Source organism: Agrobacterium sp. DKPNP3 (assembly GCF_052686535.1).
This window is the reverse complement of the sequence record NZ_JBQYSN010000040.1, coordinates 22,129-39,153: the sequence shown is the minus strand read 5'-3', so window position 1 is coordinate 39,153 and position 17,025 is coordinate 22,129. Positions and strand designations below refer to the sequence as shown.

Annotated in this window: 14 protein-coding genes and 3 pseudogenes; 8 read left to right on the top strand and 9 right to left on the bottom strand. The window is 59.2% G+C overall.

Features of this window, described 5'->3' with window-relative positions:
- On the top strand, positions 1 to 575 hold a 575-nt coding region (locus ACUTJJ_RS13000; RefSeq protein ID WP_445542431.1), incomplete at its 5' end, for a hypothetical protein.
- Positions 576 to 614: 39 nt separating this feature from the next.
- On the opposite strand, the pseudogene ACUTJJ_RS12995 reads toward ACUTJJ_RS13000, so the two are convergent.
- The 4 genes and pseudogenes from ACUTJJ_RS12995 to ACUTJJ_RS12980 form a co-directional block, all read right to left on the bottom strand.
- Positions 615 to 902 (bottom strand): annotated as a pseudogene (locus ACUTJJ_RS12995) (BapA/Bap/LapF family prefix-like domain-containing protein); the annotation flags it as partial.
- 589 nt (positions 903 to 1,491) lie between these two features.
- The gene (locus ACUTJJ_RS12990) at positions 1,492 to 2,766 is read right to left on the bottom strand and encodes a TolC family outer membrane protein (RefSeq protein WP_445542429.1); all 1,275 of its coding nucleotides are present in this window, start codon (positions 2,764 to 2,766) and stop codon (positions 1,492 to 1,494) included.
- A 1,987-nt stretch (positions 2,767 to 4,753) separates the two neighbouring features.
- A complete protein-coding gene (locus tag ACUTJJ_RS12985) occupies positions 4,754 to 6,190 on the bottom strand; it encodes a sensor histidine kinase (protein ID WP_209090457.1) in 1,437 nt (478 codons plus the stop codon).
- Positions 6,191 to 6,883 (bottom strand): response regulator, encoded by a 693-nt coding sequence (locus tag ACUTJJ_RS12980; RefSeq protein WP_337926171.1) that lies wholly within the window; start codon positions 6,881 to 6,883, stop codon positions 6,191 to 6,193. It lies immediately after the preceding gene.
- Positions 6,884 to 7,116: 233 nt separating this feature from the next.
- On the opposite strand from ACUTJJ_RS12980, the gene ACUTJJ_RS12975 reads away from it, so the two are divergent.
- A complete protein-coding gene (locus tag ACUTJJ_RS12975) occupies positions 7,117 to 8,415 on the top strand; it encodes an MFS transporter (RefSeq protein WP_445542428.1) in 1,299 nt (432 codons plus the stop codon).
- A gap of 99 nt (positions 8,416 to 8,514) precedes the next feature.
- Here ACUTJJ_RS12975 and ACUTJJ_RS12970 read toward each other — a convergent pair.
- Positions 8,515 to 9,664 (bottom strand): annotated as a pseudogene (locus tag ACUTJJ_RS12970) (site-specific integrase).
- A 144-nt stretch (positions 9,665 to 9,808) separates the two neighbouring features.
- Positions 9,809 to 10,330 (bottom strand): DUF6428 family protein, encoded by a 522-nt coding sequence (locus ACUTJJ_RS12965; RefSeq protein ID WP_445542427.1) that lies wholly within the window; start codon positions 10,328 to 10,330, stop codon positions 9,809 to 9,811.
- 41 nt (positions 10,331 to 10,371) lie between these two features.
- Here ACUTJJ_RS12965 and ACUTJJ_RS12960 point away from each other — a divergent pair, with 41 nt between their 5' ends.
- Genes ACUTJJ_RS12960 through arsK form a run of 6 tightly spaced genes read left to right on the top strand, consistent with a single transcriptional unit; the run spans position 10,372 to position 14,534 of the window.
- Positions 10,372 to 10,722, top strand: a complete 351-nt coding sequence (locus ACUTJJ_RS12960) for an ArsR/SmtB family transcription factor (protein ID WP_209090452.1) — start codon at positions 10,372 to 10,374, stop codon at positions 10,720 to 10,722.
- Positions 10,719 to 11,159: an arsenic resistance N-acetyltransferase ArsN2 gene (arsN2, locus tag ACUTJJ_RS12955; protein WP_209090450.1), complete on the top strand. Its 441-nt coding sequence runs from the start codon at positions 10,719 to 10,721 to the stop codon at positions 11,157 to 11,159. The genes ACUTJJ_RS12960 and arsN2 overlap by 4 nt, the downstream gene beginning before the upstream one ends.
- 3 nt (positions 11,160 to 11,162) lie before the next feature.
- The gene (gene arsB / locus ACUTJJ_RS12950) at positions 11,163 to 12,197 is read left to right on the top strand and encodes an ACR3 family arsenite efflux transporter (protein ID WP_445542426.1); all 1,035 of its coding nucleotides are present in this window, start codon (positions 11,163 to 11,165) and stop codon (positions 12,195 to 12,197) included.
- A gap of 3 nt (positions 12,198 to 12,200) precedes the next feature.
- Complete coding sequence (gene arsC / locus ACUTJJ_RS12945) at positions 12,201 to 12,623, top strand: arsenate reductase (glutaredoxin) (protein WP_209090446.1); 423 nt, start codon at positions 12,201 to 12,203, stop codon at positions 12,621 to 12,623.
- Positions 12,598 to 13,323 (top strand): arsenical resistance protein ArsH, encoded by a 726-nt coding sequence (gene arsH, locus ACUTJJ_RS12940; RefSeq protein WP_445542425.1) that lies wholly within the window; start codon positions 12,598 to 12,600, stop codon positions 13,321 to 13,323. The genes arsC and arsH overlap by 26 nt, the downstream gene beginning before the upstream one ends.
- Complete coding sequence (gene arsK, locus ACUTJJ_RS12935) at positions 13,320 to 14,534, top strand: arsenite efflux MFS transporter ArsK (RefSeq protein ID WP_445542424.1); 1,215 nt, start codon at positions 13,320 to 13,322, stop codon at positions 14,532 to 14,534. The genes arsH and arsK overlap by 4 nt, the downstream gene beginning before the upstream one ends.
- On the opposite strand, the gene ACUTJJ_RS12930 is transcribed toward arsK, so the two are convergent.
- The 3 genes and pseudogenes from ACUTJJ_RS12930 to ACUTJJ_RS12920 all read right to left on the bottom strand — a co-directional run.
- Entirely contained in the window at positions 14,531 to 15,685 is a 1,155-nt protein-coding gene (locus ACUTJJ_RS12930; protein ID WP_445542423.1) for a site-specific integrase, read from the bottom strand. The genes arsK and ACUTJJ_RS12930 overlap by 4 nt on opposite strands.
- A complete protein-coding gene (locus tag ACUTJJ_RS12925) occupies positions 15,685 to 15,861 on the bottom strand; it encodes a DUF7673 family protein (RefSeq protein WP_425292747.1) in 177 nt (58 codons plus the stop codon). Before ACUTJJ_RS12925 ends, ACUTJJ_RS12930 begins: the two co-directional genes overlap by 1 nt.
- A gap of 14 nt (positions 15,862 to 15,875) precedes the next feature.
- A pseudogene (locus ACUTJJ_RS12920) lies at positions 15,876 to 17,009 on the bottom strand (hypothetical protein); the annotation flags it as partial.
- Positions 17,010 to 17,025: the final 16 nt, after the last annotated feature.

Below are 17,025 nucleotides of genomic sequence, written 5' to 3'. Positions count from 1 at the left end.
GCATCAGCATCAGCATCAGCATCTGCGTCGGCATCCGCGTCCGCATCTGCGTCTGCGTCAGCATCGGCATCTGCGTCTGCGTCGGCGTCGGCATCAGCATCGGCATCTGCGTCCGCATCGGCATCGGCATCTGCGTCGGCATCCGCATCCGCGTCCGCATCTGCGTCTGCGTCTGCGTCTGCGTCCGCGTCGGCATCGGCATCTGCGTCCGCATCTGCATCTGCATCTGCATCTGCATCTGCATCTGCATCTGCGTCCGCGTCGGCATCGGCGTCTGCGTCCGCGTCCGCGTCCGCATCCGCATCCGCATCTGCATCTGCATCTGCATCTGCATCGGCATCTGCATCTGCGTCCGCGTCGGCATCGGCGTCCGCATCGGCATCGGCATCGGCGTCAGCATCAGCATCAGCATCCGCATCTGCGTCCGCGTCGGCATCCGCATCCGCATCAGCGTCTGCATCGGCGTCTGCATCGCCATCATCATCAGAAGACCCGCCACCTCCGACTGCGATAGCGCCGCCGGCAGCCAGCAGGCCCAGCGCAGCAAGGCCGAGAATGGAGCCGTCATTCGTTGACGCTCCAACAATTTGGTCTACGCCTTCAATCTGCGAAAAGCGGAAATCCGCCAAACCGTCACTGTGTTCGCCGAGCCAGAGATTGCCGTCCTCGTCTTCCAGCACCAGCTGGCTGTGGTCGCCATTGACCTCGCGATAGAAATTTCCGATCCGGATTGTCTCACCGGATCGCATGCGAACCAGGAGATCGTCGCCATCGCGTACAAAGTCGGAGACCTCGTTGCGGCTGGCGCGAATCTGCACAATGCTGGGCTTGTCTATGTTCAAGTTGTCTAGCGGCACGGTCCGAGAACTTCCGGCGGCCTTATCGGTTATTATCGCGACCATGAAACTGTCCTCCTGCAACGCGGCAACATCGGCGACAGAAATCCACTGTCGCCTGGAACACCAAGCAACATTCAAGAAAATGGAGTTTTACGAACGGCTAACCGCTGCGACGTAAAGAGCCTGTATCAAACGGCTCTCATCTCTTGTCTCAGGGGAACTTCCCTCTCAGGGCCCTCTCCCATCCTCATAATTGCATAAAAACGAAACAGCGCAAGGAAAAAACAACCGGGGAGAGCATTAGAAGATTCTGTTTTATCGATCCCTCCCAAATGACAGGGCTAAAATCCCCTCAAAATCCACGGGGGAACTGAAGGGCGTAGCCGTGGCTAGCCGTCGTCAAAATGCCAGGCTGCAGACCCTGTTTGCTCCCGGAAAACAAGCCGGTATTTTTGCGCTGCACAAGGACGTTTCGGCTTCGACCGGTGCCGTTTGGTCCCGCCCGAGGAAGGCTGGAAAAGAGGGAATATGTGGCAAGAAGGCAAGACGATCCAGAGCCCTCTTCAATCGGAAAAGGAACTTCCTCATCCGTAAAAAATGACAAAGATCAAATAGATGGGTCACTGCCGGCGAGAGTCGCAATAAGTTGCGCCTAGAGCGATATGCCTTGAACAGTCTGGCCCTCGAGCGCGAAGGCTTCGCGCATCCGCCCGGCATTGAACGTGCAGTCGATGCTCAACCTGTGCAGGTCATATTGGATGTTGCTGATATCGAACCTCGCGGCGTGAAGCTCCTGGTCGGCGTTGAGCAGATCGAGCAGGCTGCGTGTACCCAGTTCAACATATTGTGTACGGTAGAGATCGCGGGTTTGTCTCATCGTCGATTGACGCATCGAAAGCGAGCGGCGCAGGCTTTCCTTGCTGGAAATCTGACTGCTGGCTTCCGTGAGGTTTCGCAGGATATCTACCCGCGCACGCGCTTCCGCAGCCTGTGATGCGCCGAGCGCCTGCACGGCCATGTTCCGCCGCGCGCTTGTGGCGCCACCATTGTAAAGGCTGCCCGTAACCCGCAATCCGACGCTATAGTCGGGGTCGAAAGAACTCATCTCAGTAACATCGACGCCAATTCCCGCATCGAGAGAAAGAGTCGGCAGACCCTCGGCCTTGGCGAGATCGATCTGCGCGGCCGCGGCTTCGCGATCCGCCGCTGCATGCATGACCACAGGCACACGCGACCAGTCCATTTCCCTGGCGCCGCAGGCTTTTGACAGCCAGGCCGGTATCGTATCCGATACCTCGATCCGACCCGCAATGCCGCTCAAATTCGCAAGCACCGATTCCCATCGGGACAATTGCCCTTCGATTTCCAGCAATGTGGCCTCTGCCGCCTGAACACGCGCCTCAGCTTGCAGCAGGTCGGAACGCGTGCTTGCGCCCTTGTCCGTCCGTGATTTCACCAGTTCGAGAATGGCCTTTGTATCCTTAATCTGGTCTCGCGCGACACCCCTCAGGGAACGGTTGCGCTGAATTTCAATGACCGAATAAGCCGCCTCACGGGCAAGGTCATCCACAGCCATCAGAACTTGCGATTTCCGCCCCGCAATCCCGGCCGTGGCAATCTTGACCCGGTTGTCGACCTTGCCGAAATCATAGAGCATCTGGGAGACATTGAAGTTCAGATCCGGACTGTAGCGATCCGATCGATCGGTACTATAGGAGGAATCCAGCCCCCAGCTGAGATTTGGAAGATAACCTGCGCGGGCTTCATTGACGGATTCAGTCTGCTGGCGCAACCGGCCAATCGTTTCCGTCACGGCAGGGTGCCAGTCAACTGCCTTTCTGACCGCGGTCTCAAGGGAAAGAGGTCTCTTGTGCTCGGCGCTTTCGGGCGTCTGGGATGTGGCCGGGCCTGCTGTGGAGCCGGTCACACCTGGCAAATCTCCGCTATGCATCCCACTAGGAGTGCCGCTGGACACCGCCGTGCTTACGGCACCTGCCTGTTTTCGAGCGTTTGAGCCGTTCGCACAGCCTGTCGCCAGGGCGCTGGCGGCAATAGTGCAAAGGAGAGCTGGAAGCCAACGAGACCGCATTCAACGTTCCACCTTCAAATGAGAAGAATGAGCAAGTTGCCAATACGCGGAACAAAAAGTTGGCCTATATTGCGCCGATACGAAGTCGGCTTAAAAGGCAGAACTAGGCCAACATAGTTAACGATGGATTAATTTTGTTTAACGAATATTAATCAACGTGAAATAGAAAATTGGGGATGTGGCAGCAGCGAAGTCGTTTTCCAGGTTGTGAAATCAAGTCCCCGACGTTGATGTATCCGTGATAATGCTCGGCGTGCTTTCTACCGATGCCAGATGCTGCAGAACCACAGCACCCGAGCGGCGGAACTTACCTGGATCCTTGGTGCCTCCCTGCCCACTGTGCAGGAGCCTGGCGTGCATCTCACGGATCGGACGCAACGACATGGGCAACATTTCTAGCCTCTAAACCATTCATCATGGCGTCAAGCTGAGCCGCTCTAGCAATGAAAGCACATCAATCGCCGGCTCGGCGGCAATGGTGGCGGACGAACGCACGCACTGTTTCACTGGCAGCAACCGTTTCGACGAAACGACCCGGGTGGTTTCTGGATTGGGAATCAGACGACACTCAATATCAGCCTCACCCGTTAATCAAGCAAGGCGCATTTCGGTTAGTTGAGCGACAGGTGTAGCTAAGCCCGCTCAGTTAACACGCCGACATTGGACTCCTGAGCTTTGGTCTAGGCGGTGTAGGTGGCGGGTACGATATTATGCGCCGTTAGACATTAGAAGTGAAACGCCGGATACATCCTATGTTAAAGCTCGCCCACTATTCCCGCTCGCCCTCGGCATTGGTGTCGAGAGAAACGGAATGAGCATTATCAAACACGACACCTTTCATCACGTTATTTCAGCGAAAAATGTCAGAATTCTTCGACCATCGCATCGCTCCAATCGACTCCAGACGGGTGCTGGAGAATATACCGCTTTCTGGCCAGTTCGATCATCTGCCGGGAATCTCCTCCGCTTCTGGATGGCCATATCGACCGGACGATGATCACTCAGGCCTGTGGGATCGAGACGGAGTTGGCGGCAGAACTGAAAAAGCAGTTCCGGCAAGGCTTGGATTCGCTGGCTCGGCGCACCACCAGTGGCCGAAGAACGCTGGCCGCCAAAGCCGACAGTTCGCTCGGGCGAAGTGCCGCCGCCAAGATTGCAGCTTCCGCAAGCTCAGCCCGATAGCCACAACACGCGGAGATCGGCTGCACCTTTTCCCGCTTTGTGCAAACACCACGGGGCACAGCACCAACACCGATAAGCCCTTTCCCGGAAGCATTATTTGAAGCGCGAGAAGATCCGGTGTGCTTCAGGACGCATTTATAGTGCTGCAATTTTTATTGCCTCGTCGCCTCGCAGCCCGATTGCGGAGCGGGGCCGGGCGCCAATCCGTGAAGAGCGGCAGCCAAGTTTTTGTCCATTGTCTTGATCGCACTGATTGATATCAGAACCCGTCGCTGTTCCGGGGCTCCGCTGCCAGCTCGCGCATCCCCTCCCCTGGGTCGTCTGCTAGCTCGCCCTTTTTTCTGTCTACCGTCGCCACAACACAGGCGTCGAAAGCTGTTGGTCAATGGTTCGAGCGCCTGTCCATGACGAAAAGAGCCGCGCGATATGTCTGTGCGCCCAAGAAACCTTGTCAGCTGACAAGGTTTTGTTCTTATCCCCTCCCCGCCCCTGGAACTTGATCTCAAGCCTGCGCACGGAACTCGCATTTGCATTGGCATGAAGCCGCGGCAACTCAGGCTAAAGGGCGCCTGCAAAAACCTTGTCAGCTGACAAGGTTCCGGATCGCGGCCATTTCAAAGAAGAACTCGACCATCCTGAGATTCTAGGTTGTTCTCTCAGCGCTTCCCGCCGCTGGCAACTGGAAGAGCCGCAGACCGAGCCGCGCGCTGAGACCGCTTCCCGACAAGGTGTCGCTCAGACTGATCGAGCCGCCATGAAGATCGGCGATACGTCGGGCGATCGCAAGACCAAGCCCAGAGCCCGGCTTCGCGCCACTGCGCGGTATCTGATAGAAGCGCTGAAAGACGCGACCGCGTTCTTGCTCTGGAATGCCTGGCCCTTCATCCTCTACCGCGATTGTTCCTGCTGTTGCGTCCTGCATCACGCGCACCGTCACGGCGCTCCCTTCTGCACTGTGTGCAAGCGCGTTATCGACAAGATTGGAAACGATTTCCTGCAGAAGAAGCCGATTGCCGGCAACATAGATGGGGCTGTCCGGCGCATCGAGCACGATATCTATCTTGCGGTGCAAAGCCTTCGGCACGTATCCGGCCAAGACATCGGCCGCGAGGTGGCCAAGATCAATGCGCTGATTGAGGTCGACCCCTCCGCTCCTTGTGTCTACGCGTGCCAGCACGATCAGTTGCTCGAGCACGCGTTGCAAGCGCGTCACGCCGTCTTGCGCTTCGCGAAGTGTTGCCAGAAGAGGAGCCTGCCCTGCCGCCTGCCGCTCCAAAAGCTCAAGATGCAGCTTGATACCACCTAGCGGCGACCGCAATTGATGTGAAGCATCCGCGGTGAAATCGCGTACGCCAGCGATAGTTTCATCCAGCCGCTCCATCAATGTATTGATCGCCGAGACAAGGTCGACAGCCTCTTCCGGCACCCTTGCGGTATCGATCCGCGCAAAGGGGATTGCGCCGGGCGGCGCTCGTCCCAAAAGCTCCTGACTGATCTCGGTAAGAGGGAGAAGCCCTCGCAAAATGGCCAAATAGGAAAGAATGGCGGCAGCGGTCAGGAGGACGGCTTCGAACAGCACGAGTACGACGAGCATCCGCGCTTCCATATTAAGCCGGCTGTTGAGCGTTTCTGCTATCCTGAAAGTGAGCGGCTCAGCGAAGCCTTCTATGGCGCGACTGGTCATGGCGATCCGCACCTGGTTGTCATTCAGTTCAGCCGCTACATGCGTGGTGCTGTCTGATGGCGCTGCGGGCGTACTCAGCGCACAGAGTTTTGGATCGCCTCGCTGGAAGCCAACGCCATCAGATATACAAAAGGTGAAGGTATCGTTTGCGTCGTCACGTAGAATCTCGATGGCGCCTTGTGCCACCGTGTCGCCGAGGTGCGCCGGACCATGCGCCGACGCGCGATCGATGATTGAGATCAGCGCCGCATCAAGCAGTCTGTCCTGCGTGAGGCTCACGACGCTATGAATGAGGAATGCGCCGCCAACGCCGAAGACGACTGCCAGCACAGCGACGGGCAAGACCATATTTCGGAGAAGGCGCCGGCGGATGGACGGCGTGCCGCTGCCGCTCATTCACCCGACCTCAAGGATATAGCCAACACCACGAATGGTGCGAATATTGGGGCCGTCTGGCTGGAGTTTCTTACGCAGACGCCCAAGATGCAGTTCCACGGCGTTGGGCGTAAGCGCGTCATCGAAATTCGAAATCGCCGAGGCGAGTCGCTCTTTTTGAACAACCTGGCCTGCTCGAGCCAGAAGAAGAACGAGGACAGAATACTCCCTTGGCCGCAAAAAGAGGGTGCGCCCGGAAAGTGTGGCTATACCAGCGTTGAGATCGATAGAAAGCGCGCCGCTGGTCAGTATCGGGCTCGCCTGTTTCTGCCCGCGCCGAACGAGAGAGCGCACACGGGCCTCAAATTCTTCCAGCGCGAAAGGTTTGGTCAGATAATCGTCGGCCCCCACATCGAGCCCGGCTACCCGGTCGGGAATAGCATCACGCGCAGTCAGGATCATTACGGGAGTTGTCGAACCTGCCTGACGCAGCGCTCTGAGGACCGCGAGCCCATTCATTTCTGGCAAACCGAGGTCGAGCACGATAAGCGCGTAGTCTTCCTCGAGAGCTGCAGAGAGTCCGTCGCGCCCATTGTCGATATGATCAACCGCGTACCCGCCGCTCACGAGCGCCGTCACTATCCCGCGAGCCAACGACGGGTCATCCTCCACAATGAGGACCCGCATGCCTTCCTCCCTGGTCTTATGTTTCATCTGCTAGTTCAAGCACGGTGGATGAGTTTGTGACAAGCAATTTCGAGCTGCTTAAGGGCGTGACAGGATGGTGACAGGATATTCGATGTAAACGATTGGAAATGAGTTTGGCAAAGGCGCCTGTCGGGGCCTGCCGTCGACACGCGGCGGCACACTCGACTGCCGCACGACCGTTTGCATTGAGACTGGAGGACCCGAAGCTGGGTACGTCTCGTGCCTTTGGAGGAAAAACAATGATAGCAGCTAGACGCTCATCCCGCGTTGGCACCGTACTGCGCGTAACAAGCGGCAATTTCCTTGAGATGTTCGACTTTTTTCTCGTCGGGATCTACGCCAGCAATATTTCGAAAACCTTCTTCCCGTCAAACAATGAAGCCGCATCGCTGATGCTGACCTTCATGACCTTTGGGGCAGGGTTTCTGATGCGACCGCTCGGAGCAATCTTCCTTGGCGCCTACGTCGATAAGATCGGCCGCCGGCAGGGCCTGATCGTCACCCTCAGCATCATGGCGCTCGGTACAGTTCTCATTGCATTTGTGCCCGGCGTCCAGACGATTGGCATCTTTGCGCCGCTACTTGTCCTGATCGGTCGTCTGCTGCAGGGCTTTTCGGCAGGTGTCGAACTCGGCGGTGTCTCGGTCTATCTGGCCGAGATGTCGGCGCCAGGAAAAAAAGGCTTTTATGTATCGTGGCAGTCGGCAAGCCAGCAGGTCGCGATCATGGTTGCCGCTGTCCTGGGCTATGCGTTGAATTCGCTGATGCCACCGAGCATGATGACCGAATGGGGCTGGCGTATACCCTTCTTCATTGGCTGCGGCATCGTGCCCTTCCTCTTTTATGTCCGGCGTTCGTTGGAGGAAACCCAGGAGTTCGCCGCCCGTCAACATCGCCCAACAATGACGCAGATCTATCAGACGCTCGCCAGCAACTGGGGCATCGTCCTGCTCGGCATGTTGATGGTCGTCATGACGACAGTCTCGTTTTACGCTATCACCGTCTATACGCCCACCTTCGGCAAGAGCGTTCTGAAGCTTTCGGAAACCGACAGCCTTCTCGTGACATTCTGCGTTGCCTTGTCGAATTTCTTCTGGCTACCGGTCATGGGCACTGTTTCCGACCGTATTGGCCGCAAGCCTGTCCTCGTTGTTTTCTCGGCGCTCGCTCTCGTGACAGCTTACCCGGTGATCGCGTGGCTCGTCTCCGCACCGAGCTTCGAGCGCATGCTTATAGCTGAACTCTGGCTGAGTTTCCTTTATGCCAGCTATAACGGAGCCATGGTTGTCGCCCTGACGGAAATTGTGCCGCCGATCGTGCGGACAGCAGGGTTCTCGCTCGCCTATTCGTTGGCGACGGCGATATTCGGAGGCTTTACGCCAGCGATCGCCACTTGGCTCATCGAAGAGACCGGTGATAAGGCTGCACCCGGCTATTGGCTTGCTCTTGCTGGCGGTTGCGGTCTCGTAGCGACGCTGTTGGTATATCGCAAGGTGACGGACGGCGCACGATCAGGCGCCATACCCGCCAAAGCATGATAAAGGAGCGGAACGGAGCTAAGCCTCGTTCCGCTTTCTTCTCTGGCTTTAATTTCAGGATAAAACGCATCGGACAGCATGACTATCGAGATAAGCTCCTCACACAAATAGTCGTGCCGCACGCCCGCTTCGCCGTGTCGCGTTGTTGTAGTAGCTGGACGCCTGTTGCACTGATCGATGGCGGGATTGCTCCATCGCTTCGGGGAGAGGGATGCCGCGATTGGCCGCCTCGGTCAGATACCCTGACCGCAACCCGTGCGCCGAAAACTCCCTTGGCTCCAACCCGGCCATTTTGGCTCGCTGCTTGAGAATGGCATTGACCGACTGCGGGTCGAGCGCCCGCTTCGAAACGGTATTCCACCTGCCAATCCCCCGAAACACGCTGCCTTTCTCAATGCTTGCGACTGCCATCCAGGCATTGAGCGCCTCCACCGGCTGGCCCGTCAGGTAGACGATCTCATCTTGTTCGCCGGTGGTTGTTTTCGTCCGGCCGAGATGGATGGCGAGAGAGGGGAGGGGAGGGGAGGGCTGTCGGGCAATTCGATCGAAGCCTCGACAGTCAGTTGCTCGACGCGCAATGAGGCAATCTCGTTGCGTCGGCGACCACCCGAGGCAAAGGCGACCATCAGTATCGCCCGATCGCGAACGTCGCGCAGGCTGTCACTTGCGCACGTGGCTAGCAGCATTTGCAGGATGTCCCCTGTGCCGCTTTTGCGCTTTTTCGACGGCGCTTTCGGGGAACAGCGCGAACTGCCAACCGGATCGCCTGTTTGAGGGCAGGGGAGGCGAAAGCGCCATTAAGACCGCGCCATTTGGTGAGTGTCGACCAACTAGCCAGCCTGCGGCGCACCGTATCAGGCGCGTGCGGACCGATGGATTTCAGAAAACCCTGGCGCCTGAGATTCTCGTCAACATCGGCGGGCATGCCGTGGTTGGGGTCGCCTGCGCGCTTTTCCGGATCCCACAGATGATGAGCGACGAATTTGAGCAATAGTGATCCAGGTGCTGGCCATGGCAGGGACTGTCCGGTGGCGGCCAGGCCCCAGGCCTCGAGATAAGTGAGATCGGATGTCAGTGCGCGCAGCGTATTGTCGCCCATGCCCTGGTTGACGAGGTGACGCAGCGTCTCGACGTCTTCATCGGTCAACAGTTCGGCGAGTTCGTCGCGGCGTTCCAGCGGCAACACCGATGCGATGGTGTCGAGTTCCTCGGCGCGGCGCTCGACGGCGGTCAGCGATGTTTTTGGCACGGGCGCTCCAAAAGGCGATCTTCAGGAACGGGATTTGCTACGATTTTCGATTGTCGGTGGTCCTAATCGAGCGGATTCTATCTCGCTGATTCTAAATAACAAGACATTCGCCCAATTCGCCGGACTCACCCAAATTGGGCGGACTCAGGAGCAGCACGAGCCGGTCTGTTGTGTTGGGCCACAGCACGCCGAGGCCTTCTGATTTTCTTCGGCGAGCCACCGATCGCGCGGCTTACAGCTCGCTGGCCGCGGTACCAGGTCGACATGTACCGCGCCGCTGTGCAGGGCAGGGGTCGCCGCACAGTAAAGCTGCATCGGCCTGACGCCGTCACTGACTTCGAAAGTCAGCTTGGCCGATCCATCGAGCCGCAGATGCTTCGATACCTTGCGGATGATTGCGGCGAACTTTCCGGCTGGCATATGGGAGCGGTCGTCTTCGTGGATGTCCCACAGTTGTACGAAGATTACGGACCATTCTTCGTGCTCGGCGCCGCAGTCGAGTGCAGCAAACTGGCCGGCCTTGACTTCGGTTACATGGTAGCCCGGTTTCACCGGGTGGCCGTCATAGGAAAAGATCAGGGGGAGATTTCGTACGCCATCAATGGTGTCGAGCAGGCGGCCCAGGCTGATGTCGGTTTCAAGAAGGGGCTTGTCGAGCGCGTTCATTTCGGCTACTCCTGTTTCAATATTTCAAGGATTGTAGAAATATGGAAGAACGTCAAGCCCTCATGTCATTCGCGGCCCTGTCGCAGGAAACCCGCCTGCACATTGTGCGCATGCTGGTGGTCGCAGGGCCCAACGGCATGGCTGCCGGCGCCATCGCCGAGAAGGCGGAAGTCTCGCCGTCGAACGTCTCCTTTCATCTCAAGGAGCTGGAGCGCGCCGGGCTCATCAACCAGCAACGCGAATCCCGCTCGATCATTTACACCGCCAACTATGACGGTCTCGGCGCCCTGATCCGTTTCCTCATGGAAGATTGCTGCGCGGGTCATCCAGAGATCTGCGCGCCGGCGACCGAGGTCGCCGCGTGCTGTGCGCCAGCGGGAGTCGGGGCATGAGCGACGTTTCCCTTAAGCCGGTCCCTGGCGTGGACGCAGCCCTGCAGTCGGCCCTCAAGGCCGCCCATCTCCCCACGGATGACCTCGCGGAAGCGAGAAGAGCGTTTTACCAGGCGGAGCATCACGGCCAGCTGGTAGGGTTCGGAGGATTGGAGCTGTATGGTGACTGCGCGCTGCTGAGATCCCTTGTCGTGGTGGCTGACCAGCGCGGCCGGGGGTTCGGTCAGACGATCACAAGAAAGCTCCTCGACCAGGCGCACCGCGACGGCGCAAGTGCGGTCTATCTGCTGACCGATACGGCCGCTCCGTTTTTTCAGAACCTCGGATTTACCCCGATCGATCGTGCGGCTGCGCCGCCCACCATTCTGCACACGCGCCAAGCCGCCAGCCTATGCCCCGCCTCGGCCGCTCTTATGGTCGCGCACCTTCCGGAATAAGCCATGTCTACATTTGAACGCTATCTGACTGTGTGGGTGTTCGCCTGCATCATCGCCGGGGTTGCCCTTGGCCACCTCATGCCCGGCGTCTTCCAGGCCATCGGTGCGGCCGAAGTCGCCAGGGTCAACCTGCCGGTGGCAGTGCTGATCTGGCTGATAATCATCCCGATGCTGCTGAAGATCGACTTTGCCGCCCTCGGCCAGGTCAGCCGCCACTGGCGGGGCATCGGCGTCACCCTGTTCATCAACTGGGCGATCAAGCCGTTTTCCATGGCGCTGCTGGGGTGGCTATTCGTTGGCTACCTGTTCCGACCGTACCTGCCGGCCGGCCAGATCGACAGCTACATCGCCGGCCTGATCCTACTTGCGGCAGCACCCTTCACCGCCATGGTGTTCGTGTGGTCGAACCTCACCAAAGGCGAGCCGCATTTCACGCTGAGCCAAGTCGCGCTGAACGACGTCATCATGGTTATGGCCTTTGCGCCGATCATCGGCCTGCTGCTCGGCCTTTCCGCCATCACCGTGCCTTGGGACACCCTGATCCTGTCGGTGGTGCTCTACATCGTCTTGCCGGTGATCGCGGCCCAGTTGCTGCGCCGGGCAACCGATGTCACCCGCCTCGGCGCTCGGCTACAGCCGCTCTCGTTGCTCTCTTTGCTCGCCACCCTGGTGCTGCTCTTTGGCTTCCAGGGCGAACAGATCCTGGCGCAGCCGGGCGTCATCGCCCTGCTTGCCGTGCCGATCCTGATCCAGGTCTATTTCAACTCCGGCCTGGCCTATCTGCTCAACCGCGTGAGCGGGGAGGAGCACTGTGTCGCCGGCCCGTCGGCCCTGATCGGCGCCTCCAACTTCTTCGAACTGGCGGTAGCCGCCGCCATCAGCCTGTTCGGCTTCAACTCGGGCGCGGCGCTGGCCACCGTGGTTGGTGTGCTGATCGAGGTGCCGGTGATGCTGTCGGTGGTCTGGATCGTCAACCGCAGCAAGGGCTGGTACGAGCGCGGCGGCGCCGTGCGCAATCTCTCCACCAAAAGGATCTGAGTCATGAACGTCACAATTTATCACAACCCCGCTTGCGGCACCTCGCGCAACACGCTGGAGATGATTCGCAATGCCGGCATTGAGCCCACGGTGATCGAATACCTGACAAATCCGCCCAGCCGCGACCAGCTGGTGCAGATGATTACGGATGCGGGGCTCACCGTGCGCCAGGCCATCCGCGAGAAGGGCGCGCCCTATGCTGAACTCGGCCTCGGCAATCCGGATCTGGCCGATGACCAGCTCCTCGACGCCATGCTCAAGGATCCGATCCTGATCAACCGGCCGTTCGTCGTGACACCAATGGGCACGCGCCTGTCGCGGCCGTCCGAAGTCGTCCTCGAGATCCTGCCCGACACCCATAAGGGCGCCTTCACGAAAGAGGACGGCGAACAGGTCCTCAATGCGGAGGGCAAGCGCATTGGCTGATTTGCCTGCCGCATCCCTGGCGCACCTGCGCCAGCCGGACCTAGACGCGCTGCGTCCGCCGTCCTCGGCTCACAAGCCGAGGATCCTGATCCTGTACGGCTCTTTGCGTCCGGTATCCTACAGCCGACTGCTGGCGCACGAATCCGCGCGCCTGCTCGAACATTTTGGCTGCGAAGTTCGGATCTTCGATCCGGCTGGCCTGCCGCTTCCCGACGCGGAACCGGTCAGCCATCCGAAGGTGCAGGAGCTGCGTGATCTGTCGGCCTGGTCGGAAGGCCAGGTCTGGATCAGTCCGGAACGCCACGGCTCCATGACCGGCATCATGAAGGCACAGATCGACTGGATCCCGCTTTCGGTCGGTTCCGTGCGGCCGACGCAGGGCAAGACACTCGCCGTTATGCAGGTCTCCGGCGGCTCGCAGTCGTTCAATGCCGTCAACCAGCTTCGTGTGCTCGGCCGCTGGATGCGGATGATTACCATCCCGAACCAGTCGTCGGTCGCCAAGGCTTTCCAGGAATTCGACACTGACGGCCGCATGAAGCCGTCGTCCTATTATGATCGCGTCGTCGATGTCTGTGAGGAGTTGGTCAAGTTCACGTTCCTGACCCGGGACGCCTCTACCTACCTCACCGATCGCTACAGCGAGCGAAAGGAAGACGCCGAAAAGCTGGAGCGGCGCGTGAGCCTGAAATCCATATGAGCGAGCGCGTCCCGGTCGCCGCGATTGTCGCGTTGGGCGTCACCCAGAACATCGGCTACGGCACTCTCTATTACAGCTTCAGCATCCTGGCGCCCGACATGGCCGCGCATTTTGCCTGGTCGACCGAATGGATCTTCGGCGCGCTTTCGGCCGCGCTGCTGATCGGCGGCCTGACCGCGCCCTGGCTTGGCGGCCTTTTCGACCGCATCGGGGCCGGGCGAGTGATGACGATCGGCTCGGCTGCGGCAGCCGCCGCTCTCGTTGCCTGCGCCTACGCACCCAGTAAGACCTCCTATGCGGCCGCCCTGATTGCGATCCAGGTGGCGGCCAACCTGGTTCAGTACGGCGCCGCATTCGCGCTCCTGGTTCAGATCAGGCCGCACGTGGCGTCGCGCAGCATTACCTATCTGACGTTGCTCGCAGGCTTCGCTTCGACGATGTTCTGGCCGATCACGACGGCTCTGCATGCGCAGACCTCCTGGCAGAATGTTTATCTGCTCTATGCCGGCCTGAACCTGTTTATATGCCTGCCGATCCACGCCTGGCTTTCGCACGACGTTACCGCGCGTCGGTCGGCGGCCAAATCGACGCCGCAACGGGTCGAAGGGATACTGCCGCCCGAGCAACGCCGCCTCTGCTTCGCGTTGATGGTCACGGCGTTTTCGCTGCTGTCGCTCTCCAGTTCGGCCGTGCTGGTGCATATGGTGCCGCTGCTGTCTGGTCTTGGTCTCGGCACCTCCGCGGCATTGATCGGTACCCTGTTTGGTCCGTCGCAGGTTGCGAGCCGTCTGATCAACATGGTGTTCGGGAAGAACCTGCCGGCGCTGCTATTGGCGATCGTTGCGGCCATCCTGATCCCCGGCGGTGTGCTGATCCTGCAATTTACGGCGCCCTCCATCTTGGGCTCGATGGTCTTCGCCGTTGTCTTTGGGATGGGCAACGGTCTGCTGAGTATCGTTGCCGGCACGCTGCCACTCTACCTATTCGGCAGTGACGGCTATGGTAAGCTGCAGGGAAAAACGATGGCCTCCAAATTAGTTCTCTCGGCCTTGGCGCCTTTTGTCATGGCATTCGCGATGGCGCATATCGGGATTTCTCTATCCCTTACAGCTGCGGCAATGCTTGGTGCCGTCGCCATTGTCACGTTCGGGCTCATTGCTACGATCCAGCGCGCGTACCGCCCTTCGCCTATTTGGGGATGGCCACCCTAAAGGAGCCGTGCTGCCCGGCCGGTCCTCCTCGCAGCATTGTTGTAATAGCTGGAGGCTTGTTGAACGGATCGGTGCCTCGATTGCTCCATCGCCTCAGGCAGCGGAATGCCACGATTGGCGGCCTCGGTCAGGTACCCTGACCGCAGCCCATGCGCCGAAAACTCCCCGGGGTCCAACCCCGCCATTTCCGCACGCTGTTTAAGGATCGCGTTGATCGACTGCGGATCGAGCGCCCGGCTCGAGACCGTTCCCCACCTTCCGATTCCCCGAAACACGCTTCCCTTGTCGATCCTGGCGGCGGTCAGCCAGGCATTCAATGCCTCGACAGGCCGGCCTGTGAGATAGACGACGTCGTCGTCCTCTCCGGTCGTCGTTTTGGTCCGCCCAAGATGAATTGCCAAAGAGGGAAGGGGAGGGCTGTCTGGCACCTCGATCGGTGTTTCCTCGGTCAGTTGCTCCAGGCGGAGGCCGGCGATCTCGCTGCGCCGGCGACCACCTGACGCAAAGGCGACCATCAAAATCGCCCGGTCCCTGATGTCACGCAAGCTGTCACTTGCACACGTGGCGACCAGCATTTGCAGGATGTTCCCCGTGACCGCTTTTGCGCTTTTTCGACGACGCTTTCGTGGAACGGCGCGGACCGCGAGCCGGATCGACTGTTTGAGGGCAGGGGAGGAGAAGGCTCCGGACAAGCCGCGCCATTTTGTCATGGTCGACCAGCTCGCAAGCCGGCGCCGCACCGTATCGGCGGCGTGCGGGCCGATGGATTTCAGGAAGCCTTGGCCTCTGAGGTTCTCGTAAACGTCAGCAGGCATGCCGTGTTGGGGGTCGCTGGCGCGCCTTTCGGGATCCCACAGGTGGTGAGCGACGAATCTGAGCAGTAGCGCCTCTGACGCCGGCCAGGGCAGGGACTGCCCGGTGGACGCAAGACCCCAGGCTTCGAGATAGGCGAGATCGGAGGTCAGCGCCCGCAGCGTGTTGTCGCCCATGCCCTGGTTGACGAGATGTTTTAGCGTTTCGACATCCTGGTCAGTGAGAAGTTCGGCAAGTTCGTCCCTGCGCTCGATTGGCAGGACCGATGCGATCGTGTCGAGCTCGACAGCGCGCCGCTCGATGTTAGACAGGGAAGCTGGCCTGCGCGGCTTCGACATTAATCGATCTCGACGTCCGGCCGCCAGCGGCGAATGATTTGAATGATCTCCGGTTTGTAAGCCTCGGGGTAAACGAGATCCTCTTCGCGGGCGAGAAAAGTGAAAACTGTCACCATGTCTTCGCAGACGTCGCGATCGACATCGGCCAGGTCTGTAAGATCAAAACCGCCATGCACGTCTGCATTCCACTGCGGAAGCCGATCTCGGTGAGAGTCGACGTTTTGAAGCGGATGAGATCTGCCATCTCCATCGCAAGCCGAGGGGGTGCGTCAACGACACCGGAGAGCAGGTCTGGATCCTCGAAAGCCTTGGTCAAACGCCCTTTTTCGTCCTCATCTCGCAGCCAGCTAGAAACCGCTAGTCGAGGAGTAAGTGCACTCCCGCCATATGTGATCCCAGGGAACCGGATTGCGTAGCGCTGCTTCGTTGCTGCCGCCTGGAAATGCCTGTAATCCGTCGACCCCGAGATGATGACGCGCCGGACCCATTCCAGGATCTCTGCGCGCTTTGAAAAAGGCAGGCTGCTGAAGTCGTCGGGAAGATGCCAGGCAAGCCGGCGCCGCTCCGCCGGGCTGATGTCTTCCAGATCGTGGCCATATAAGGACCTGGACTGATGTGGCAGTTTGGCTTTGAAATAGCCTCGCTCCAAGCCATATCTGCGCTCGATCCGGCAAAGGATATCAAAGCTTGCCACCGAGCGCGGCACACGCTGGCCCTCAATCCACGACAGCAAGGTCTTCGCATCAAAGGTTTCGTCTATGCAAACGACCGCCCGGTGGAGTTGCCAGTAACTCTCACCAAAGCGGTGCATTTGATAGGCGAGTGCATCGGCGAATGAACTCGGGTCTTCGTTGGCCTCGAACAAGGGTTCTGGTTTGTCAGAAACTGATCTCGGCTTAGGGCCGGGGCGGCCAGGTGAGGGCGAGCTCTCGATCTCTTCGATTTCGTGATGCTGGCTTGTCGGGGAGGGGGTAAACTTTCCCGTGGCACCGGATATCCGCGCAGCTTGCAGTCTTCTGCCTTTCGGAGCATCGTCTTCTACAAGCGGCTCCTTCAGCCAGCGCATGATCGCATCCAGCGCTGGTCGCAGCTGTTTCTTCAACGTTATCGTCAGCGCTTCATCGATCCCACAATCGTGCGCTATCTGCCGCCAATCATAGCGGTTGTTCGCTAGAGCGGGTGTCTTTCGAAATGTGATTAACGCCAGAAGGTAGGCGCGGACGTTGTCAACTACCCGATCCGGCGCGACAGGAACAATGCGGACATCGCAGTAGGTCGAGATCTTTTTCTGGAAATGGCGTTTGGAAAGGTCTTCGTTTGGCATGTGTCATCCCGTATTC